Below are 19,039 nucleotides of genomic sequence, written 5' to 3'. Positions count from 1 at the left end.
GTCATCAGCACTGAACGCAGAGGTCACAGCCTCTAAATTAGCCAGGCCAGATCCTGTTCCAGAAAGTGTCCCTCATGAGTATTGCCACCGCAGGTTTCAATCCCTCCGTAACCCACCTCGAAGTCAACGGCGAGGTGCTCCGCGCGGTTGACATTGAGGGTGCTTTCGGGCCGGACTATGCGCGCCTGCCCATCGTCCTGAGGCTGTTGGCCGAGAACGTCCAGCGGAACATGACCGGGCACGAACGGGAGCTCGCCATGGACGCCTTGCGCCGCTGGCTGGACACCGGGACCAGCACCGCCGAAATTGAGTTCCTGCCCACCAGGGTGCTCATGCACGACACCACCAGCACCCCAGCCCTGGTGGACATCGCCGCGATGCGTGACACCCTGGCCGAATGCGGCGCGGACCCGATGGAACTGAACCCGCTGCTGCGGGTGGACGTCTCGATTGACCACTCGCTGGCCGTGGAGGAATACGGGCGCCCGGATGCGCCCGCACGGAACATCAAGCACGAGATCCGCCGGAACCGGGAACGCTACCAGTTCCTGAAATGGGCCTCGAAAGCCATGCACGATGTTCACATCAACCCGCCCGGCACGGGCATCATGCACACCATCAACCTCGAACAGCTCGCCACCGTGGTGACCACTATCGACAAGGACGGTAACCGGTGGGCCGTGCCGGACATGATGGTGGGCACCGACAGCCACACGCCCATGATCAACGGACTCGGAGTTCTCGGCTGGGGAGTGGGCGGCCTGGAAGCCCAGACGGTCATGTTCGGCATGCCCGCCACCTTGCGGATCCCGGACGTCGTGGGGGTCAGGCTCACCGGTGAGCTCCGAACCGGCACCCTCGCCACTGACCTGGCCCTGACGATCACGCACCGCCTCCGCGAAGTGGGCGTCACGGGTGAGTTTGTTGAGTTCTTCGGCCCTGGCGTCTCAACGCTGACGGTGGGGGAGCGGGCCGTCGTCGCAAATATGGCACCCGAGTACGGTGCCACCACCGGGTACTTCCCGATCGACACGATGGCGCTGGACTACCTCGCGGGCACCGGCCGCACGGCGGAGCAGACGCGCCTCGTCGAGGCCTACGCCCGGCAGGCAGGAATCTGGTTCGACCCGGAAGCAAGCCCCGTCTACACGCGGGTGATCGACGTGGACCTGTCCACCATTGCCATGCACGCCGCCGGCCCCCGCCGTCCCCAGGACCTTCTGCCCTACGGCGGTCTCCGTAACGCCCTGGAACAGGAGGCCGGACCCAGATTCCCCGGAAGCGGGCCGCTGCCGGAGTTCCCCGTTGCCCTGGCCGCGATCACCAGCTGCACCAACACGTCGGACCCGCGCCTGCTGATCGCCGCCGGACTTCTGGCCCGGAACGCTAAGAAGTTCGGCCTGAAAGTCCCCGACTGGGTCAAGACCTCCCTCGCACCCGGTTCACCCGCCGCTGCCAGCTACCTCAAGCGCGCCGACCTGACGGACGACCTCGCCTCCGTCGGCTTCGACATTGTCGGTTTCGGCTGCACGACCTGCATTGGCAACCCCGGACCCCTGACGCCGGTGGTTGCCACGGCGCAGAACGACGGCGGGAGCGAACCTGTCGCCATCCTCTCCGGCAACCGGAACTTCCCCGGCCGGGTGCACCCCGACGTCGAACTCAGCTTCATCATGTCCCCGCCCCTCGTCGTGGCCTTCGCCCTGGCCGGCGACGCCAAACGGGACCTCAGCACCGAGCCCCTGCAGCACCTGGAGGACGGCACACCCGTCTACCTCGAGGACCTGTGGCCCACCCGCGAAGAGATTGACGCGCTGGTACTGAAAGCCAACGACCCCGCTGACTTCCGTCGCGACTTCATGATCGCCAGCCGGGATCCGCAGTGGCGCCGGGTCGAGGCCCCCGACGGTGCGCAGTACCCCTGGGATCCGGCGTCGACCATCCTGCGCAGGCCGCCGTTCGCGGCGATGACAGAGGGCAGCCTCCTGGGCGGCTTCACAGCCCATCCGCTCCTGGTCCTCGGCGATGACATCACCACGGACCACATCTCCCCGGCCAGCGCCATCCCGCCGAACAGCGATGTGGCGGACTTCCTGGTGGACAGGGGAGAGGACAGGGCTGACCTGAACGTCTTTGCGTCGCGCCGCGGCAACTGGGAGGTCATGGTCCGCGGCGCCTTCCACGCCAAATCGGTCAAAAACCTCCTCCACCCTGGTGCGCCTGTCGCGCAGACCATTCACTCACCGTCAGGTGAAACAATGCCCATTTGGGACGCCGCCCAGCGGTACCACGAAGAGGGCGAATCCGTGGTCATGGTGGCAGGGGAGCGGTACGGCATGGGGTCCTCCCGTGACTGGGCTGCCAAAGCCCAGAGGCTCCTCGGTGTACGGGCAGTTATCGCGGCCAGCTTCGAACGGATTCACCGCTCCAACCTCATCGGCATGGGCATCCTCCCGCTCGTGATGCCAGCGGATATGAGGGACAAACTCCTCAGCCTTGAACCCGGAGACCGGATCAGGTTCGACGCCGCCGAAGAGCGCATCCACCCCCGCGCCGAGATCACAGCGGCGATCCTCCGTACGGACGGAACGGAAGAGCCGTTCACCGCCGCAGCTGCCGTGGAAACCGGACTTGAATGCGAGCTCCTCGCCGTGGGCGGCGTGATCCCCATGATCCTCCGCAGGACCCTGAACCAGGCAAAAAGCTGATGCTGCACCCAGCGCGCCACGAGAACAAGGAGCCTGCCATGGCTAGGCCTAACCATTACACGGCCAGTTTCCGGTCGGGGACGCCCCGGCATGCCCAGCTGGAACCGGTACTGAACTGGACAAAGCTCGCCCGCCAGGACGATCTTGAGCTCGTGCACCGGAACGGCAAGACCCTGACCACGGGCCGAGTCGACATGCTCGCTTTGGACGGCAGCGTCTTCTGGCTGATCCAGGACGACGGCAAAGGCCGGGCAATGTTCCTGCCGGACGACGACGTCCTGGTCTTCAGGCACAAGCGCGCGGGCAACAGGCCAAAAGTTTAGACTCCCGCAAGCCCCACACCAGCAAGGAAATTATGAGTACGTTCGAGAAAATTGATGTCGTGGGTTCCGTGGTGGAGCTCGACGGCGACGAAATGACCCACATCCTGTGGCAGTTCATCAAGGACTGCCTAATCACCCCTTACTTGAACATCAAGCTGGAAAGTTTTGACCTGTCCTTGGAGAACCGGGACGCGACCGATGACCAGGTGACCATGGATGCCGCGCATGCTATCCGTGAGCACAAGGTCGGCGTCAAGTGCGCCACCATCACCCCCGACGAAGGCCGGGTGCGGGAATTCGGGCTGAAAAAGATGTTGCCATCGCCCAACGGAACAGTCCGCAACGTCCTGGGCGGCGTCCTGTTCCGCGAACCGATCATCATCTCCAACATCCCCCGGCTGGTTGCCGGCTGGAACAAACCCATCATCATCGGCCGGCACGCCTTTGGCGACCAATACCGGGCCACCAACTTCAAGGTCCCCGGACCGGGGACGCTCACAATGACGTTTACCCCCGCCGACGGCGGGGAGGAGATCCGGCAGGAAGTGGTCACCTATCCGGAGGGAGGCGGCGTGGCAATGGGCATGTATAACTTCAACGACTCCATCCGCGACTTCGCCCGCGCGTCCTTCTCCTACGGGCTGCAGCGGAACTACCCCGTCTACCTGTCCACGAAGAACACCATCCTCAAGGCCTACGACGGGCAGTTCAAGGACCTGTTCCAGGAGGTTTTCGATGCCGAGTTCAAGGACCGGTTCGACGCCGCCGGGCTGGGTTACGAGCACCGTCTGATTGATGACATGGTTGCCTCAGCCCTGAGATGGGAAGGTGGCTACATTTGGGCCTGCAAGAACTACGACGGCGACGTCCAGTCAGACATCGTCGCCCAGGGGTTCGGTTCCCTCGGCCTAATGACGTCAGTGCTCATGACACCCGACGGCAGCACCGTAGTAGCCGAGGCCGCCCATGGCACGGTCACGCGGCACTACCGTCAGCACCAGCAGGGCAAACCCACCTCCACCAACCCTATCGCCTGCATCTTTGCGTGGACCGGCGCGCTCCGGCACCGCGGCAAGCTGGACCAGACGCCGGACGTGATCCGCTTCGCCGAAACCCTGGAAGCTGTTGTTATCAAGACTGTTGAATCCGGGGCAATGACCAAAGACCTGGCGCTCTTGATTGGGCCGGAACAGCCGTTCCTGTCAACAGAAGAGTTCCTTGGAACCGTCGATGCCCGCCTTGCAGCATCACTCCTGCCGGTCACCGCTTAGGTTCACGCCGGTACACGAACATGAAGAAAAGGAAGCACCTTGCCTGAATCCAAGAAGTATCAGCTGGCTGTCCTGAACGGTGATGGCATTGGCCCGGAGATCGTGCCCGCATCGGTGCAGATTTTGGATGCCGCGATGGCCGCCGCGGGCGCTCTCGCCATTGCCTGGACCCAGCTCCCGTTGGGCCGGACCGCGATCGACACACACGGCATGCCCGTCTCGGAAGAAACCCTCGAAGCGCTGAACACCGTGGACGGCTGGCTCCTGGGCCCGCACGATTCCGCGTCCTACCCGGAACCGCACAAGTCCGCGTTGAACCCCTCCGGCACGATCCGCAAGCACTTCGGCCTGTTCGCGAACATCCGCCCCTCCAAGGCGTTCCCGGGCGGGAACGCCATCGTCGAGGGCACCGATCTGGTCATCGTGCGTGAAAACACCGAAGGCTTCTACGCTGACCGGAACACCTTCGCCGGTACCGGCGAATTCATGCCCACCCCCGACGTGGCCATCATGCACGGCATCATCACCCGCGCCGCGACCGAACGCATCGCCCATTCAGCGTTCCAGCTCGCCCAGTCCCGGACCAAGCAGCTGACCATCGTGCACAAAGCCAACGTCCTGAAGATGACCACAGGCCTGTTCCGCGATGTCTGCAAGGAAGTAGCCTTCCAGTACCCGGACGTGTCCGTGAACGACTTCCACATCGACGCGATGACCGTGCACCTGGTCCGCCGCGCGAACATATTCGACGTCATCGTCACCGAGAACATGTTCGGGGACATCCTCTCGGACCTCGCCGGTGAAGTCGCCGGATCCCTGGGCATCGCCCCGTCGATCAACTCCTCCAACACCCACGCCATGGCCCAGGCCTCCCACGGGTCCGCCCCGGACATCGCCGGGAAGAACATCGCCAACCCCACCGCGATGATCCTATCCTCCGCAATGCTCCTGCGCTGGCTCGGCGCCAAATTCGGCGACGCAAAGGTCCTTCAGGCCGCCGAACTCGTCGAAAAAGCCATCGAAGCCACCGTCCTGGACGGCACCACGACCAAGGACATGGGCGGCACCTCCGGCACCAGCGAATTCGCGGACGCCATCGCCGCCCGCATCACCACCGCCACCCACGTATAGCCAACTCAGCACAAGCTACTGGCCCGAGCTCCGGGAAGCCTGTCGCTGCGTCATTGAGGCGGTTAGCTGACCCGAAATTTTTGATGCTGTTCCTTTGAGGTGATCCCGCATACGGCAACGCCGACAATGGATATTCCGTCAGCCTCGCAAGGCTCGGACAAGCTGTGCTGGTTGACGCTGTTCCGTCCATAGTTGGGGTCAATTCGGGTTATCCACGGCTGGATATTGGGAGCCCCTGGATTAGCTCCCGGAGCAGCAGTAGCGGTGGATAACCCATGAGAATTGTCCCCGGCTGTGGGCGGTGGCGGGACCCGGGCAGACTCGGGATGGAAGTCCCTTATTTCTGGGCCTAACAAGGGCCCGGTGTCAGGTTGGGGTGTACCTATTCTGCACTGTTGCCAAGTGCGCCGCGGGACGAAACCCGAAACGGCACCAGTCACTGCAACCCGTAAACCATGGAAACGTGCATTAGATGCAGGAAAGCTACAGCGGCAAGCTATATAAGGGCAAATTCAGGTTCTTGCGTCCGAATGCAGCCACCGTCGCAAAGGTTGTCTGACCTGAGAAAACGCTGGCTTCGTCATGGAATGGGAGTTCTCGCAGCTACTTTTTACCTCCGTGCTTAATTTACGATATGACACGGTGGAGCAGCTGGGGAGCGGAGGTCCGGCACCTCTACGAAGCCCGGATGAGCGATTACCTTAAGAAAATCATTCACGAGCAGAGCCAGAACACGCCCGCTAAGTATTGGAGCTGAGATGTCGAACCAACGGCCACCGACGAGGACGCCAGCAGGACGGTTCCGGATGAACTGGCAGCAGGGCGGACGCTGGGGTGATCCACGATGACCGCATGGCCCCAGGCAGACAAACCATCGGGCAAGATTACGCTCGTTCTCGATCAGCGCAGCACCCTCGATCCGGACGAGGACCTCCGCGATGGACTGTCCGCCATCGTGCGGCAGGGCGATCACCTCTGGGCCGCCAACGACGAAACGACCAGTCTGGAACGACTCACCATTGACGGCAACCAGGCCGGCGCTCATCGCAGTTTCGATCTCACCGGTTTCCTCGACCTGCCGGGCGAAGGGGAAATCGATATCGAAGGCCTCGACGTCGAAGATGACACGCTGTGGATACTCGGGTCCCACAGCGCGGCCCGCAAACGAGTCAAGGACAAGCACAACCCTGACAAGGCCCGCAAAGCCCTGGCAACAGTCAAGATCAGCCAGCGACGATGCGCATTGGCCCGGCTCTCGACCACAACACTCCTTAGCCCAGGGGGCGGCCTCAACGGTGAGCAGCACCACCGCCCTGTGTTCGGCCCTGATGGGAGCAACGGCGGGGGTCTGCTGGATCTACTGTCCGATGACCCTCACCTTGGAGACTTCATACGGTCCCATCCGATCCCGGGCAAGGACAACGGGTTCGACTGCGAGGGCATCGCCGTGAGGGGTCACCGGGTGTTCATCGGCCTGCGCGGACCCGTACTGCGCGGATGGGCGGTGGTTCTCGAACTCGAAGCCGGCGACGGGCCAGGCATCGAGCCGCAGCCGATCGGCCCCGAGGGGCGCCGCTACCGCAAGCACTTTCTCGACCTGCGTGGTTTGGGGGTGCGGGATCTGTGCCGTCACGGAGATGACCTGCTCGTCCTGGCGGGACCGACTATGGAACTCGACGGCCGCACGGCCGTGTTCCGCTGGCTAAACGCGCTGACGTCGGAGGCCGAGGCCGTCCTGCACAAGGACGACTTGAGATGCGATCTCAACGTGCCGTTTGGACAGGGCAACGATCGGGCCGAAGGGATCACCATGCTCGAGGACGGCGAATCGGCCCTGGTGGTGTACGACTCTCCCGACGACAAACGCAAGACCGAACAACACGGCATCCATGCGGATGTCTTCCGCCTCCGGCAGTAACCAACCTGAACCTGCTGACCGCCATCCCCAAATAGCTACTTCAAACGCCGATAATTGTGATTCTGTAAAGCTAGTTGCTTTGGCGTGCGCGCTGCATTCGGGGGAGTTCACTCCAGCCTGGCGTGGCACAGGTAGTGATAGACCGTCTCCCTGCCGATCCCGTAATCACAAGCGAGGACGACTTTCGGAACACCGCTGCCGGCGCGCTGAACCAGCTCCGCCGCCCGTTCCGGGTTGAGGGCTGACTATGTCAATCCTTTTTGGCCCCGGCAGGGCGGCCTTTCTTGGCCTCGCCCTGTTCTCCGTTGCTGTCTAGGTGCAGGCGTAGGCGTCAGCCTGATCCGGGGACCATCGTGCAACTCATGTGTTGCTTCTGCAGCTGGGGGGCAGGCGGGTTTGTGCCTCATTGTTTCGTGCACGGCACGTTGCCGGTAGTTCCGGGGCGAGTTCATGCTGATTGTGTGTGGCCGGATCGACAGCATCAGTTCACGCCAGAGCCGGTTCTTATGGGCAGTGTCTATTCCTCGTCCCGGGTGGTTGCCTCACTCGATAGCGAGTCGTGTTCGGCCATTGCCAGGCCCAGGCCAACAGGTCGCTGGAAGTGAGCTCCACGAGATGTGCTGATTTCACTTTCGGTCTTGCGGGGCGTTGCCTTTCTCCGATGGGTACAGGTGTTGCCAAGGGGTGGTTTCGTTGTTGCTGTAGGGGGCTGCCCGTGGAGGAGGGAGTTCATTAATCAACTCATTGACGGCATGAGCGATAAGGTCCCGTTCGTGGGCCGGGAGTTCGAAGGATCCATTGAGGTAGGCGTCTACTTCGTATTCGCCCGCGACACCGGTGAAGCTAAAGTAGCGCATCCAGACCTCACTGAGTCGAAGCCCGGCCTGGTCCATTGCTTCCCGGGTTGCTTCTGCCTGAATGCGTGACTCATCGAACACGTCCACAGCGTCTCCTACTGGTCGGTCATACCGTGAACGATTTCCCGCGCTACGTGATGGAGCGGTTTGCCCTCTCCCCGGGATGCGGACAGCATGACGGAGAAGGCTTCGCGCGATGTGATGTTCATTCGTTCGATAAGCATTCCTTCGGCTCTGGAAATCATGTCTCGGTCTGCCAATGCCTCTACCAGTTTCGAGCTGAGCCGTTGTGTTGCTTCTCTGTCCCGGGCGTTGCCGAGCATGACGGCGGCTGGAATGGCGAGCCGCTCAATCAGGAAAACCGAATGGTCGTCGAACGCCATGGGCTCTGGCGAGTAGACCTTGAGCGCTCCGATGCGTCTTCCTTCGGTGGTCACCGGGGCGCTCAGAACGGAACGAAGGGGAAGATCGGCAACCGCCGCCGTCCATTTCGGCCAGCGCGTCTCCTGCTCAGTGTCCTGGATGATGATGGTGCACTGTTCTGCCCACGCGCTCAGGCATGGTCCCTGGCCTAGTTCGTACTGCAGTTTGTCCGCCCTAAGCACCACAGGGTCGGTTGCCCCGGCGCTTTCCCTGCGTCCCCGGGCGTTAATGACGGAGGCACCGGCTCCCGCGGAACCCGGCACAGAGTCTTTGAGTACGTATGCCAGGGATTGCACGGCTTTGGACGCGTTCTCCTCGGTGAGGAAACCACCCGTCATTTGTCCGGTCAGCGCGGCCAACTCGCTTGCTAGGGGATTGTCCATGGCTTTCTCACCTTCTCGTGCTCAGGAGCTGAGCTGCTGCTGAATAAGTTGAATTCACGTGGTGCTTCCGCTTCGAGGAGCTACAGGGCATCAAAGTGCGTTGAGGGGGTAGTACTGCCGTTAAAGCGGGCCAGGACAGTGAGTGCGACGTCGCGCAGCTTTTCGTTGCGGTTGTTTGAGGCTTTCATCAGGATGTTTACGGCCTGCTTTTGGTCGCAGCCGGTCTGGGCCATGATGACGCCGGCCGCGAGATCGATGGCGGTCCGTGATTCCAGCGCGGCCGCCAGGTCCGTCGACTTCTCTGCCTGCGTTTGCAGCCTAATGCCCAACGTCACTGCCCGTGCCGCCACGGTCGTGAAGTCCAGCAGGGTCTTCTTCACATCTTCAGGGACAGGTCCGGGCTGAGGGCTGTACGTGTTCAGCGCTGCCGCACCTGCTGTCTTCAGGGCGATGGGAACGGCCAGAATCGACCGCATCGGGCTCCCGGCCATCGCTCTGGTGTATCGCGGCCATCGTGTTTCAGTACGCAGGTCAATGACCTCACTTATCTGTCCTGTCCTGGCGGTTTGCAGGCACGGGCCCTGATTCGATGCGTACTGCACCTCATCCATGGCCGCCGTTTCGGGATCGCTGCTGCAGACCGTGACCGGCCGGCGGTCCCTCCATACGGTCACACTGCAATGTGCCGCCCCAAGACCCTGGCCGAGCTCACGACCTGAAATTTCTACCAGCCGCTGCAGGAACACTGTCATGTCAGGGCTGTCCAGGAGCACGTCTATCAACACCTCCGTGTTGGAGTGTATTAGTTCCCGATCCACAAGAATCTCCTGCCTGCCGCACTGAGCGGTACGTGTGTTCCTGTCCATTCCTTACCCAGACACTAGGGAAAGAACTGCTATGGGGCAGGCGAGCACAGTGAGGGCCACATGACGCTGATGGGAATCACTCCAGATCCCCCTGTTCACAACGCCGCGTCGGCCAACCGCCCAAAACGCAGCTACTGCAAACAGTAGCCTCCTCAGTTCGCACTGTAGCTACCCCAATTCTCCGCTCAGCAACTGGCCGGAGCCGGTGGAATTAAGGAGGCGGCAGGACAGGTCTTCGATCGCCCAGGCGAGGATCTGCACTTCGAACACGTCGGGTTCCCGGAGTCCGTGCAGGAAAGCGTCGAACTCGAAGATGCCCGCGCTTCCTCCGTTGGCCCAGTACCGAAGCCATAAGTCATCAAGCCAGCCGCAGTCCTGCAGGAGCATCATCTGCGCTACTTGTTGTGGATTCCTCATGCGGCGCCCTCACCACTGTCGGTGGCCCATCGCCTTATTGCGCCCCTCTACTCGAGACACTATCCACGATGACAGCTAGGACACCCCGTCACAACCCCCGAGAGAAGCCTGCCCCCGCATGAGGACCTTTGGGCCACCCGGGGTCGCACGGCCCTGCTCCGCACCGGTCTCACGGAAGTTAGAGGTAATGGTGAACTGTCCACAGCTATGGGAATGTTTGGCCAAGGCGCAAGTGCTGGCGGGGCCTAAACGGGTAAGTGATGGGGTAGTCCCACATGTTGTGCATTCATCGTGCTGCTTCTAGATTTGGGCCATGACCGCCGAAGATCACGCCCACGCCGTTGAGCTGCTGCATAATCTGGTGACGAGCACAGAAGACATCAGAGGCTTCCTGGATGGCATGACAGCCTTCGCGGCAGCAACAATGACCAAGGCGACCAAAAATCGGATCGAGTGCGCTGTCACGCTGCACCGGCACAAGCGGAGCGCCACGATCGCCGGCAGCAGTGACGATGCGATCCTGCTCGATGGCATCGGGCAAAGCCAGGGGGATTGGCCCCGCTGGGACGCCCTGCGTACCGGCGCGCCAGTCCTTATCCGTGATGTTTCCACTGATCCTTGCTGGCGGCACTACTGCGAGGCCCTGGCGGGTTTTGGTTGCCACAGCGTACTTGCCGTGCCACTGGAACTCGGTTCCGAGGCCGAGGCGGTGCTGAACTTCTTCGCCCCGATAACCGATGTCTTCAGCGCCGAAGTCATAGAAGATGCAAAGGTTTTTGCGGGCATCGCCAGCCAAGCCCTGCGGCTTGAGCTCCGGATCGCGTCCGCTGAACTGCTCGCCGAAGACCTCAAAGCCGCCATGGAATCCAGGACTGCGATTGACCTTGCCTGCGGAATGATCATGGCCCAGAACCGGTGTCCCCAAAACGAGGCTTTCCAGCTCCTCCGCCGGGTCTCCAGTACCCGGAACCAGAAACTTCACACCCTCGCCCAGGAGATCATCTCCAACGTCTCAGGGCATGGCAAAATAGGCACTCATTTTGAAGACTAAAACTCGTGCCGCGGGCAGCATTCCCAGCGCGTCCAGAACCCTGAGGACTTCACCGAGCGTCCTCTGATGCTCCAAACGATCCCGCCGGATCAACACGTCCCAAGTGCATCCGGCCAGAAGGTTGGCCGGGAGGATATGCGGACGGTCCTATCAGTCGCAAAGCAGCAGCAGCCGACAAGCATTAGGGCGGGCTTTCTTTGATCGGTCTTAGTGTGGGATTTCCATTTGGAACCCGCATCCGCAGTGCAGAACGCGCGTTCGGAGATAGATGTCCAGGATCGGCTCACCTCGTTGTTCCGTGCTGACGGAACCGTGAATGCTCCGTTCTTTGGAGTCCGAGTTGTGCATGGGTTCACCGCAGTGGATGTAAGTATCACCGAACTGCAGAACCCCTAACACGGGGGCGGGACCGGGCCGGTTCAGGACGGCAGCTACCTTCGACACCGTCGTTGGGTGGGTGTAAAAGAAGCCGCAGCCATTGCAGGTGTAGGAGGCTTTGACCACGTCCGCCCGGGCGGGGCTCAACTGGTCAATGCAGTCGATGATGAGGTGGCGGTCCGTGCCGCATTCCAGGCACCAGAGCGGCTGTGCGTCAGGTTCGCTGGAGCGCCCCGGACGCCGGGCGTGAGAGATGGTCGACATTGACTGCTCCTGGTTCTGGAAGCTACAACCGCATCCTTTGCATCATGCTCAGCGGCATCGGCTGCTTCCGGGTTCAGGCTAAACCGTGGACGAATGTGATGGCAACCACACAGCGTCCGCGACCCGCGGTCATGCATGCCGTGATGGCAGACACCTCGGCCTTAGCTGGCGTCCGAATCTCCGTTGACCCAACGGGAAGAAGCCCAAAAGGCCTCGTGCGCGCTGGTGAAGGCCACCGGTTTCACGCGCCTGGCCAGGGCGGTCGACCCGGGCAGCGCCCCGGGTTTGGTCTTGAGTACCTCCAGATAGTGGTCCAGCTGCACTGACTGGGGTAACGAACCTCATGTTGAGGCATTCGCCCCACGCCCGGCCCTGAGGCTGTCCTGACTGTCCCGCAGGCTGCCTCTGGGCAGAACTGGGTCGGGGGATCGCGGTCGTCCCACGCACCGGGTCACGATCCCAGTACGGGACCGGCGGATGTACCGCTTCGCTGCCATGATCTTCTGCAGGTGCGAGTATGAGGGGATGAGTGAACTGCTGGACGAAACTCAAGACCCAGGGATGTCCGGGGGAGGCCGGCCCCGTAGTCGCCGCCGGCAGTGGGATGAACAGCTTGAAGAGTATGTGCGGTTCATCAGGGAGTGGAAGCGGATTCCTTCCCAGCGCGCGGAAGACCCCAGGGAACGGGCTTTGCACCATTGGCTCCAGCATCAGAGGGCAAGCCTGCGAAGTGGTTTGCTCCTGGCGGATAGAGCACAAAAGCTGGACCGTAACTTGCCGGGTTGGAACGGTCGCTTCCTTTCCGGCGGCCACGAACCCTCTTCTTCGGACCATGAACGGTGGAGCAATCGTCTCGGTCAGGTCCTGGAGCACCTGGAGACTTATGGAAAGCTTCCGGTCATGGGAGTGTCCAGTTCCCCGGAGGAGTACTTCCTTGGTCGATGGATCTCCCGCCAGCGGTACGCCCTCAAAACGGGCTCCTTGCATCCTAACCGCGTTACGAGGCTGGACAAGCTTGTACCGGGCTGGCGTGGCCGCGGAATGTGAGGGTTTTTGCCCCCGGCAGCCGAAGGCTGCCGGGGGCAGACGAGAAGGCGTCCGATCTTAGTGACTCTGCGTCACGTCGGATGGCAGCGGACAGCAGAAAACAGCCCTTTTCAGGTAACTCCCCCTGCCCGTTTTAAAGGGCCGATAGTTCTGATTACGTGGCTAAGTCGCGCCCCAGGGGCTTCCTGCGGACGCGCCAGGACGGTCCGAGCGGGCCGCCTCCGAGGTCGAGTGGGAGCCGTTCCGTAGAGGTTGGTCCGCGGATTCCTCAGCCGGGTAGAAGCCGCGGGCCTGAGGCCCGAGTAGGATTCGGAAATGGCTAAAAAATCGAAATCCGCGCTGCTACCCTTGCTCGCCTTCGCCGTCTTGGCAGGTCCTTGGCGGCCTGGTGGTCCAGAAGGTCAAGGCAGGTCGCGCCGCCGTGTCGGGTAACGCCGCCTCGCCGCTGGATGACAAGGCCAAGGAATGGATCGAAGAGGTCGTCGCGACGCCCCGCCCGCCTGCAACTGAATTGCAATAGCGCCTTTCTTTAGGGTCTCCCCTGGCCAAAATCAAACGCCGATAATTGATATTCTGTAAAGCTGGCGCAGACCCCTTTGGTGCCGAATCTGCGGGGCATGGGGGAATTACTCCAGCCTGGCGTGACGCAGGTACTGGTAGACCGTCTCCCGGCTGATCCCGTAATCGCGGGCGAGGGCGGCTTTCGGAACCCCGCTGCCGGCGCGTTGGACCAGCTCCGCCGCCCGTTCCGGGCTGAGAGTCTTCTTCCGCCCCTTGTACACACCGCGCTGCTGCGCCAGGGCGATGCCTTCCCGCTGCCGCTCTCTGATCAGGGAGCGTTCGAATTCGGCGAATGCACCCATGACGGACAGCATGAGGTTGGCGATGGGGGAGTCCTCGCCGGTGAAGACCAGGCTCTCTTTCACGAACTCGACGCGCACACCTCTGCGTGTGAGGCCCTGGACCAGAGCACGCAGGTCATCAAGGTTCCGGGCAAGCCGGTCCATGCTGTGCACCACCACGGTGTCCCCGTCGCGGGCGAAGCGCAGCAGTTCGGCAAGCTGGGGCCTGGCAGTGTCCCTACCGGAGGCCGTATCCGTAAAGACCCGGTCAAGAATCTGGCCTTCGAGCTGGCGTTTCTCGTTCTGGTCCAGGGTGCTAACCCGAACGTACCCAATCCGCTGTCCGCTCACCCTTGCCTCCAATCCTCCGTCTGTGAGGTTGAGTTCTAGGCTTTTCCTACAAGGAAGTCAAGATTTACCCACAGGCGTTGTCAGGTTGGGGTGTGCACTAACTGCACATGCCCCTTGCCTTGACGCTCCCCAATTCACAACAAGCTGGGAAATGGGCATGGGTTCGGAATCGGACTTCGCCACGGGAACTGTAGTCACTCAGGTGAAACGCCTCGTATCCCAAGGGTTACGAGACAACTGAGTTACGTGACAACTGAGTTACGTGAGGAATCTTCCGCGGGACAGCTGGCTGGGCCATGGATTCCCAGCTGAAGCCGGGGCAGCGCCACCCGCACCGCAGGTTCCACTGCGTTCCACCCCAACTAAGTAGCGCTAGGTGTCGGTTTGGCCGCCCATAACGATACTTGTCGCTACCCAGTTGGGCGGGCGGGCGCCGGGCGTGAAACCATACGGATCATGGCCCAGAAGATTGCGTACCAGGGTGAGCCCGGCGCCAACTCCAATATCGCGTGCAAACAGATGTTCCCGGACCTGGAAAGCGTGCCCTGCGCGAGCTTCGAGGACGCGTTTGAACTCGTGTCCAGCGGCGAAGCGGAGTTGGCCATGATCCCGATTGAAAACTCCATTGCCGGCCGGGTGGCGGACATCCATATCCTCCTGCCCCAGTCCAACCTGCAGATCGTGGGAGAGTTCTTCCTGCCCATCCACTTCGACCTGCTGGGCATCCCGGGCAGCACCATTGAAGGTGCCACCGAGGTCCACAGCCACATCCACGCCCTGGGCCAGTGCCGCAAGCTGATCCGCGAGCACGGGCTCAAGCCGGTCATCGCCGGCGATACCGCGGGATCGGCGCGGGAAGTGGCGGAGTGGAATGATCCCCGCAAGCTGTCCCTGGCGCCACCGCTGGCCGCGCAGATCTATGGCCTGGAAGTGCTTGCCTCCCGGGTTGAGGACGACCCTTCCAACACCACCCGTTTCGTCGTCCTGGCACGCGAAACGGAATTGCCGGCCCGGGACGAACTTCCCGGACCTGCAGTCACCAGCTTTGTCTTCCGGGTGCGCAACGTCTCCTCGGCCCTATACAAGGCCCTCGGCGGCTTCGCTACGAACGGCGTCAACATGACCCGGCTGGAAAGCTACTTGGTAGGCAACGAGTTCACCGCCACCATGTTCATGGCCGACGTCGAAGGCCACCCCGAGGACCTGCCACTCAAACTGGCCCTCGAGGAACTGGGCTTCTTCACCACCGAAGCGCGGATCCTTGGCGTGTATGCAGCCGCCGACTACAGGACCGGTCAGACCGTCAACGCCTGACAGCCCTACATAACAGCCTGGCGGTCCCGCGACTCTGAGGAAGACGCCAAACACTTCTCACTCGCAATCGCTAGATTCTTGCCGTTCGGGAGGCATGGCTGGCCAAGTCATGGGTTGTGACTGATAGGGGCGCCGGAGAACAGGTGGGAGCTCCGCTCATAAGCCAAGTCCTTACTTCTCAGGAAGGTTTCTAAGCCAGGTTTTCGGTGTGCCTCACCGTGATTGGCCGTTTCGCCCTGAAACTGCAGGTAAAAACTGTCGGTCGTCACGGTTGGCCTTCATGATTCTCGGCGAAAGTCCGGACCTGCCAGCCGTCCTCGCGGCGGTATGTTCGTCTACCTCTCCCGTAGGAGAGCTTGAGCAGGACCATGCTTTGGTCCGAGGCCAGGTCTTCAATTACTCCACGTGCAATGACTAGCCCGTCATCGAGCACCTCAATCTCATCTCCGGGTCCAATCCCTTTCCAGTCAAAAATTTCGAAAGACGTTGGCATCATGAAGTCTTTCTTGATTCCTGCGGCAGGGACGGGTGATTCACAGCGAGTTCTGGTATCCGAAACTGATGACGTCGAGAAGTGGTGACTACCTCCGTTTTCCTAACGAAAGCAAAGCCAAATTACGGGCAAGAGCCTTCCGGGCCTCCACACGATCTACGTGGCCATCAACTGTAGAGCTCCTTCGACGCTTCGCGCCCTGGGGAAGCTCGTCACACCCACCGGAAGACAGCGGGTCATAAAAGACAACATCTACGCTTTGCCTGCCCGTGACCGCGCCAGGAAGTAGAGACACTGGGTCACGCTGGGCGCTAGCCTCGCCATGCTGTGGGAGGAGACTTGGATACATCACGCCAAGGACAACCACAACGCTTTCGGACTGGAAAGGCTGCGGTGATCGAGGGCTGGGAAAGGTGGAGCGCTTGTCTTCGTCCGCGTTCTGACGCCTTTTGGTGAGAGGCTTCACCGTTTTGCTCCTCTTCTCACTCCCCGAATGGAAGCTCGTCTCCCTTCTCACCAGCTGCAGGTCGCCGCGGGCGAAGAAGCCGTGCAGGGCGGCGTTGCCCACTGTATGTGGCACCAAAAAGGGGTGTTCCATGCAGTGTTCATTTAGTGCTGGGGCGGTGGTCTGTCAGTAACTTTTCCGTTTTGCTTCTGTCCGGCCCGTCCCGAAAACCGTGACACGGTATTTAGGGGCTTCCCAATCGGCAGGCTGAAGTTGCGTCCACGGATCAGTCGTCTTCACGTTTACGGGGCTCAGTCCCACGAAAAGCTGTCAGCCGTGGTGTCTACTTCTGTGTTGCTGCTGCGTCCCATGCCATGAGCAGGACTTCGGCGGACCGGTGCAGTTGGGCTGCGTCCAAACCATCACGGGCCTGGGGTGCGATTCCAAGGACGAATCCGTGCAGGGCTGCGGTAAACGCCTCCACGTCAGTGTCGGGCTTCAAGACAGCGCTGGCCACCGCTCGCTCCACGCAGCCACGGACGCGGGCCCTGTCTGCGGCGCGTCGGCTGACGATAAATTCTTTTGCCGCTTCTGGTAGGCCTGTTCCACCGATCGAGCCGTTAAGCGCCAACATGCAGCCACGGGGCCGGTTTGGATCCGTTTGCGCATCCACTGCTACATCTTTGAGCTCAGCGAGCGAAGCCCCCTCGTAACCGCGCTCCCAAAAGAGGTTCATCGCCGCCTCAACGGCTTCCTCGACGTCGAAGACACGAGGACGTCCTTTCGCAACCATGTCTGAAGGTTGTGACTGGTTAGCGCGTCGGAGAACAGGTGGGAGCTCCGCTCACAAGCCAAGTCCTTCCTTGTCAGGAGGTTTTGACGTCAGGTTTGGGTGTGCTTCAACCTGATACAGAGAGCTGCCGTAGTCGCCCGTCGCTCTCCAGCTTGGAGCCGCCTGCGTTACACCTACTCAGCCGAGCAGCCAGGCCGCCCCGAGCAGCAGGGGCACGGCCAGCGCCGAGGTGATCACCGCCGTTGTTTGGGCGATGCTTTGCCCCACGCGGTAGCGGACGGCGTAGAGGACCACGTTCTGGCCTGTGGGGAGGATGGCGCAGGCGGTGACCACGAAGGTGCTGAAGTCATCCAGGTGGAAGACGTACTTGGCCAGCACCCAGGCCAGCGCGGGCTGGATGGCGGACTTGAGGATGACAGCCACCGAGGTGGGTGCGCCGTCTCCGCTGGTGCCGCGGGGTGAGAGCCCGTGCAGGGACATGCCGAAGATGATGAGCATGAGCGGGACGGTGACTTGGGCGATGAGCTTCAGGGGGTCCAGCACCAGTTCCGGGACCGGGAACCCGACGGCGCTGACCACGATCCCCAGGATGGCCGCTACCGTGACGGGGTTGCGGAAGGGGGTGGCGAGGATGCGCCCGACGGACGGTTTCTCGCCGTCGGGGTTGCTGAGGTCCAGGATGGTGAGGGCGATTGGGGTGACGATGGCGAGCTGGAACAGCATGATGGGTGTGACGTAGGTGGCACTTCCGAGCACGTACTGGGACAACGGAACGCCGAGGTTGGTGGAGTTCACGATGCCTGTGGCCAGCACACCGATGGTCGTTTTCCGTACCCCCCATCGGGCGGCTGCGCCGATGATGGCGAAGACGATCATCATCCCTGCCGCTGTCACCACGGAAATCAGGCCGGTGGCGCTGAGGACGTCGGAGATGTGCCGGGTGGCGATCATGGAGAACATCAGGCTGGGCAGTCCCACGAGGAACGTCAGCGTGGAGAGCACTTTGGTGCCGTGCGGGCCCAGGGCGTTGGTTTTGCCTAGGATGTAGCCGACGAGCATGACGGCGCCCACGACAAAGAAGCCCTTTAAGACTCCATCCAAATCGTTGTCCTCAATGTCAGTCCGCCGAGGCGGCGGTGTTAGTCGTCGCTGTCGCGCAATCCCTGGATTGCTGCCCAGTACAGCTTGCTGCAACGGTTGACGAGCTTTTCGTCAGAGAGTCCGGTGACGGTCTTCAGGTCAATGATTTCGCGGGAGTTGAACATGGCGTTGAAGAGAGCGATGGCGTAGGGGAACTGTGTCCAGTCGACGCCTGCCTCGTCCATCAGCTGCCGGATCGGTGGTCCCCAGACTCTCTCCAGGGCGCGGACGTGCGGTTCTCCTGCCTGGAGCCGGGTGAGGAAGCCTTCGCGGGAGCGGACCAGGACCATGGCGGGGCCGTAGGTGTCCACGACTTTGAGCCACTGGGCCATGGTGTCCTTGAAAAGCTCCATGCCGTTGCTTTTCAGGTTCTTGGTCGAGTCGTGCAGTTCGTCGATGACGCTGAGCATGAATTTTCGGTGGAGCTCGTCGAGGGTGGGGAAGTACCGGTAGGCGGTGGCGAGGGAGAGTCCTGCGCGCTCTGCGACGGCGGGCATGGTGGCGGATTCGGGGTCCTCGCGGAGGAGCTCGCCGACAGCGGCAATGAGTTCCTGCTGGTTGCGGATGGAGTCCTGGCGTACCGCCCGCTGTCGGGGTGCAGCTAGTGTTTTCATGCTTTTGCCT

At 61.8% G+C, this 19,039-nt stretch carries 19 protein-coding genes and 2 pseudogenes; 9 read left to right on the top strand and 12 right to left on the bottom strand.

The annotated features are described in order from the left end of the window. Positions 1–74 precede the first annotated feature (74 nt). From acnA to J7E82_RS18870, 5 genes are all read left to right on the top strand, one after another. Positions 75–2,708, top strand: a complete 2,634-nt coding sequence (gene acnA / locus J7E82_RS18890; protein ID WP_214865450.1) for an aconitate hydratase AcnA — start codon at positions 75–77, stop codon at positions 2,706–2,708. A gap of 38 nt (positions 2,709–2,746) precedes the next feature. After that, on the top strand, positions 2,747–3,031 hold the full coding sequence (locus tag J7E82_RS18885) for a hypothetical protein (protein WP_214865448.1): 285 nt from the start codon (positions 2,747–2,749) through the stop codon (positions 3,029–3,031). Positions 3,032–3,063: 32 nt separating this feature from the next. Then, entirely contained in the window at positions 3,064–4,302 is a 1,239-nt protein-coding gene (locus tag J7E82_RS18880; RefSeq protein WP_214865446.1) for an NADP-dependent isocitrate dehydrogenase, read from the top strand. A 39-nt stretch (positions 4,303–4,341) separates the two neighbouring features. Further along, positions 4,342–5,433: an isocitrate/isopropylmalate dehydrogenase family protein gene (locus J7E82_RS18875; RefSeq protein ID WP_214865444.1), complete on the top strand. Its 1,092-nt coding sequence runs from the start codon at positions 4,342–4,344 to the stop codon at positions 5,431–5,433. A gap of 844 nt (positions 5,434–6,277) precedes the next feature. Continuing rightward, the gene (locus tag J7E82_RS18870; protein ID WP_214865442.1) at positions 6,278–7,351 is read left to right on the top strand and encodes a DUF3616 domain-containing protein; all 1,074 of its coding nucleotides are present in this window, start codon (positions 6,278–6,280) and stop codon (positions 7,349–7,351) included. Between the two features lie 107 nt (positions 7,352–7,458). Here the strand turns inward: J7E82_RS18870 and J7E82_RS20880 are convergent. The 5 genes and pseudogenes from J7E82_RS20880 to J7E82_RS18850 form a co-directional block, all read right to left on the bottom strand. After that, a pseudogene (locus J7E82_RS20880) lies at positions 7,459–7,590 on the bottom strand (recombinase family protein); the annotation flags it as partial. Between the two features lie 387 nt (positions 7,591–7,977). Continuing rightward, a complete protein-coding gene (locus tag J7E82_RS18865; RefSeq protein ID WP_214865441.1) occupies positions 7,978–8,295 on the bottom strand; it encodes a hypothetical protein in 318 nt (105 codons plus the stop codon). A gap of 8 nt (positions 8,296–8,303) precedes the next feature. Continuing rightward, positions 8,304–9,014 carry a GAF and ANTAR domain-containing protein gene (locus J7E82_RS18860; protein ID WP_214865439.1) on the bottom strand — a complete coding sequence of 237 codons (711 nt, stop codon included), beginning with the start codon at positions 9,012–9,014 and terminating at the stop codon, positions 8,304–8,306. 80 nt (positions 9,015–9,094) lie between these two features. Beyond that, the gene (locus J7E82_RS21400) at positions 9,095–9,766 is read right to left on the bottom strand and encodes an ANTAR domain-containing protein (protein WP_374223642.1); all 672 of its coding nucleotides are present in this window, start codon (positions 9,764–9,766) and stop codon (positions 9,095–9,097) included. A 282-nt stretch (positions 9,767–10,048) separates the two neighbouring features. Then, positions 10,049–10,297, bottom strand: coding sequence for a hypothetical protein (locus J7E82_RS18850; protein ID WP_214865434.1), 249 nt, complete (start codon positions 10,295–10,297; stop codon positions 10,049–10,051). Between the two features lie 313 nt (positions 10,298–10,610). Between J7E82_RS18850 and J7E82_RS18845 the strand changes: the two genes are divergently transcribed. Then, positions 10,611–11,348 (top strand): GAF and ANTAR domain-containing protein, encoded by a 738-nt coding sequence (locus tag J7E82_RS18845; RefSeq protein ID WP_214865432.1) that lies wholly within the window; start codon positions 10,611–10,613, stop codon positions 11,346–11,348. Positions 11,349–11,555: 207 nt separating this feature from the next. Here the strand turns inward: J7E82_RS18845 and J7E82_RS18840 are convergent, their stop codons facing one another. Both J7E82_RS18840 and J7E82_RS21395 read right to left on the bottom strand, forming a co-directional pair. After that, entirely contained in the window at positions 11,556–11,990 is a 435-nt protein-coding gene (locus tag J7E82_RS18840) for a hypothetical protein (RefSeq protein ID WP_214865430.1), read from the bottom strand. Between the two features lie 164 nt (positions 11,991–12,154). Next, positions 12,155–12,319: pseudogene (locus J7E82_RS21395) on the bottom strand (IS21 family transposase); the annotation flags it as partial. A 148-nt stretch (positions 12,320–12,467) separates the two neighbouring features. Between J7E82_RS21395 and J7E82_RS21390 the strand changes: the two are divergent. Beyond that, a complete protein-coding gene (locus tag J7E82_RS21390) occupies positions 12,468–13,037 on the top strand; it encodes a helicase associated domain-containing protein (RefSeq protein WP_374223641.1) in 570 nt (189 codons plus the stop codon). 388 nt (positions 13,038–13,425) lie between these two features. Continuing rightward, the gene (locus tag J7E82_RS21085) at positions 13,426–13,557 is read left to right on the top strand and encodes a hypothetical protein (protein WP_285289764.1); all 132 of its coding nucleotides are present in this window, start codon (positions 13,426–13,428) and stop codon (positions 13,555–13,557) included. A gap of 106 nt (positions 13,558–13,663) precedes the next feature. Here J7E82_RS21085 and J7E82_RS18825 read toward each other — a convergent pair whose 3' ends face one another. Then, the gene (locus J7E82_RS18825; RefSeq protein ID WP_214865426.1) at positions 13,664–14,230 is read right to left on the bottom strand and encodes a recombinase family protein; all 567 of its coding nucleotides are present in this window, start codon (positions 14,228–14,230) and stop codon (positions 13,664–13,666) included. 456 nt (positions 14,231–14,686) lie between these two features. On the opposite strand from J7E82_RS18825, the gene J7E82_RS18820 reads away from it, so the two are divergent. Next, the gene (locus J7E82_RS18820) at positions 14,687–15,544 is read left to right on the top strand and encodes a prephenate dehydratase (protein WP_214865424.1); all 858 of its coding nucleotides are present in this window, start codon (positions 14,687–14,689) and stop codon (positions 15,542–15,544) included. A 265-nt stretch (positions 15,545–15,809) separates the two neighbouring features. Here J7E82_RS18820 and J7E82_RS18815 read toward each other — a convergent pair whose 3' ends face one another. The 4 genes from J7E82_RS18815 to J7E82_RS18800 form a co-directional block, all read right to left on the bottom strand. Then, positions 15,810–16,040, bottom strand: coding sequence for a hypothetical protein (locus tag J7E82_RS18815; RefSeq protein ID WP_214865422.1), 231 nt, complete (start codon positions 16,038–16,040; stop codon positions 15,810–15,812). A gap of 785 nt (positions 16,041–16,825) precedes the next feature. Continuing rightward, positions 16,826–17,275: a TetR family transcriptional regulator C-terminal domain-containing protein gene (locus tag J7E82_RS18810; protein WP_214865420.1), complete on the bottom strand. Its 450-nt coding sequence runs from the start codon at positions 17,273–17,275 to the stop codon at positions 16,826–16,828. Positions 17,276–17,452: 177 nt separating this feature from the next. Beyond that, complete coding sequence (locus tag J7E82_RS18805; protein WP_214865418.1) at positions 17,453–18,376, bottom strand: AEC family transporter; 924 nt, start codon at positions 18,374–18,376, stop codon at positions 17,453–17,455. Between the two features lie 38 nt (positions 18,377–18,414). Continuing rightward, on the bottom strand, positions 18,415–19,029 hold the full coding sequence (locus J7E82_RS18800; protein WP_251042124.1) for a TetR/AcrR family transcriptional regulator: 615 nt from the start codon (positions 19,027–19,029) through the stop codon (positions 18,415–18,417). Between the last annotated feature and the right edge of the window lie 10 nt (positions 19,030–19,039).

The sequence above is a fragment of the Arthrobacter sp. ISL-30 genome, assembly GCF_018613855.1.
Lineage (GTDB): Bacteria > Actinomycetota > Actinomycetes > Actinomycetales > Micrococcaceae > Arthrobacter.
This window is presented reverse-complemented; position numbering and strand designations above follow the sequence as displayed.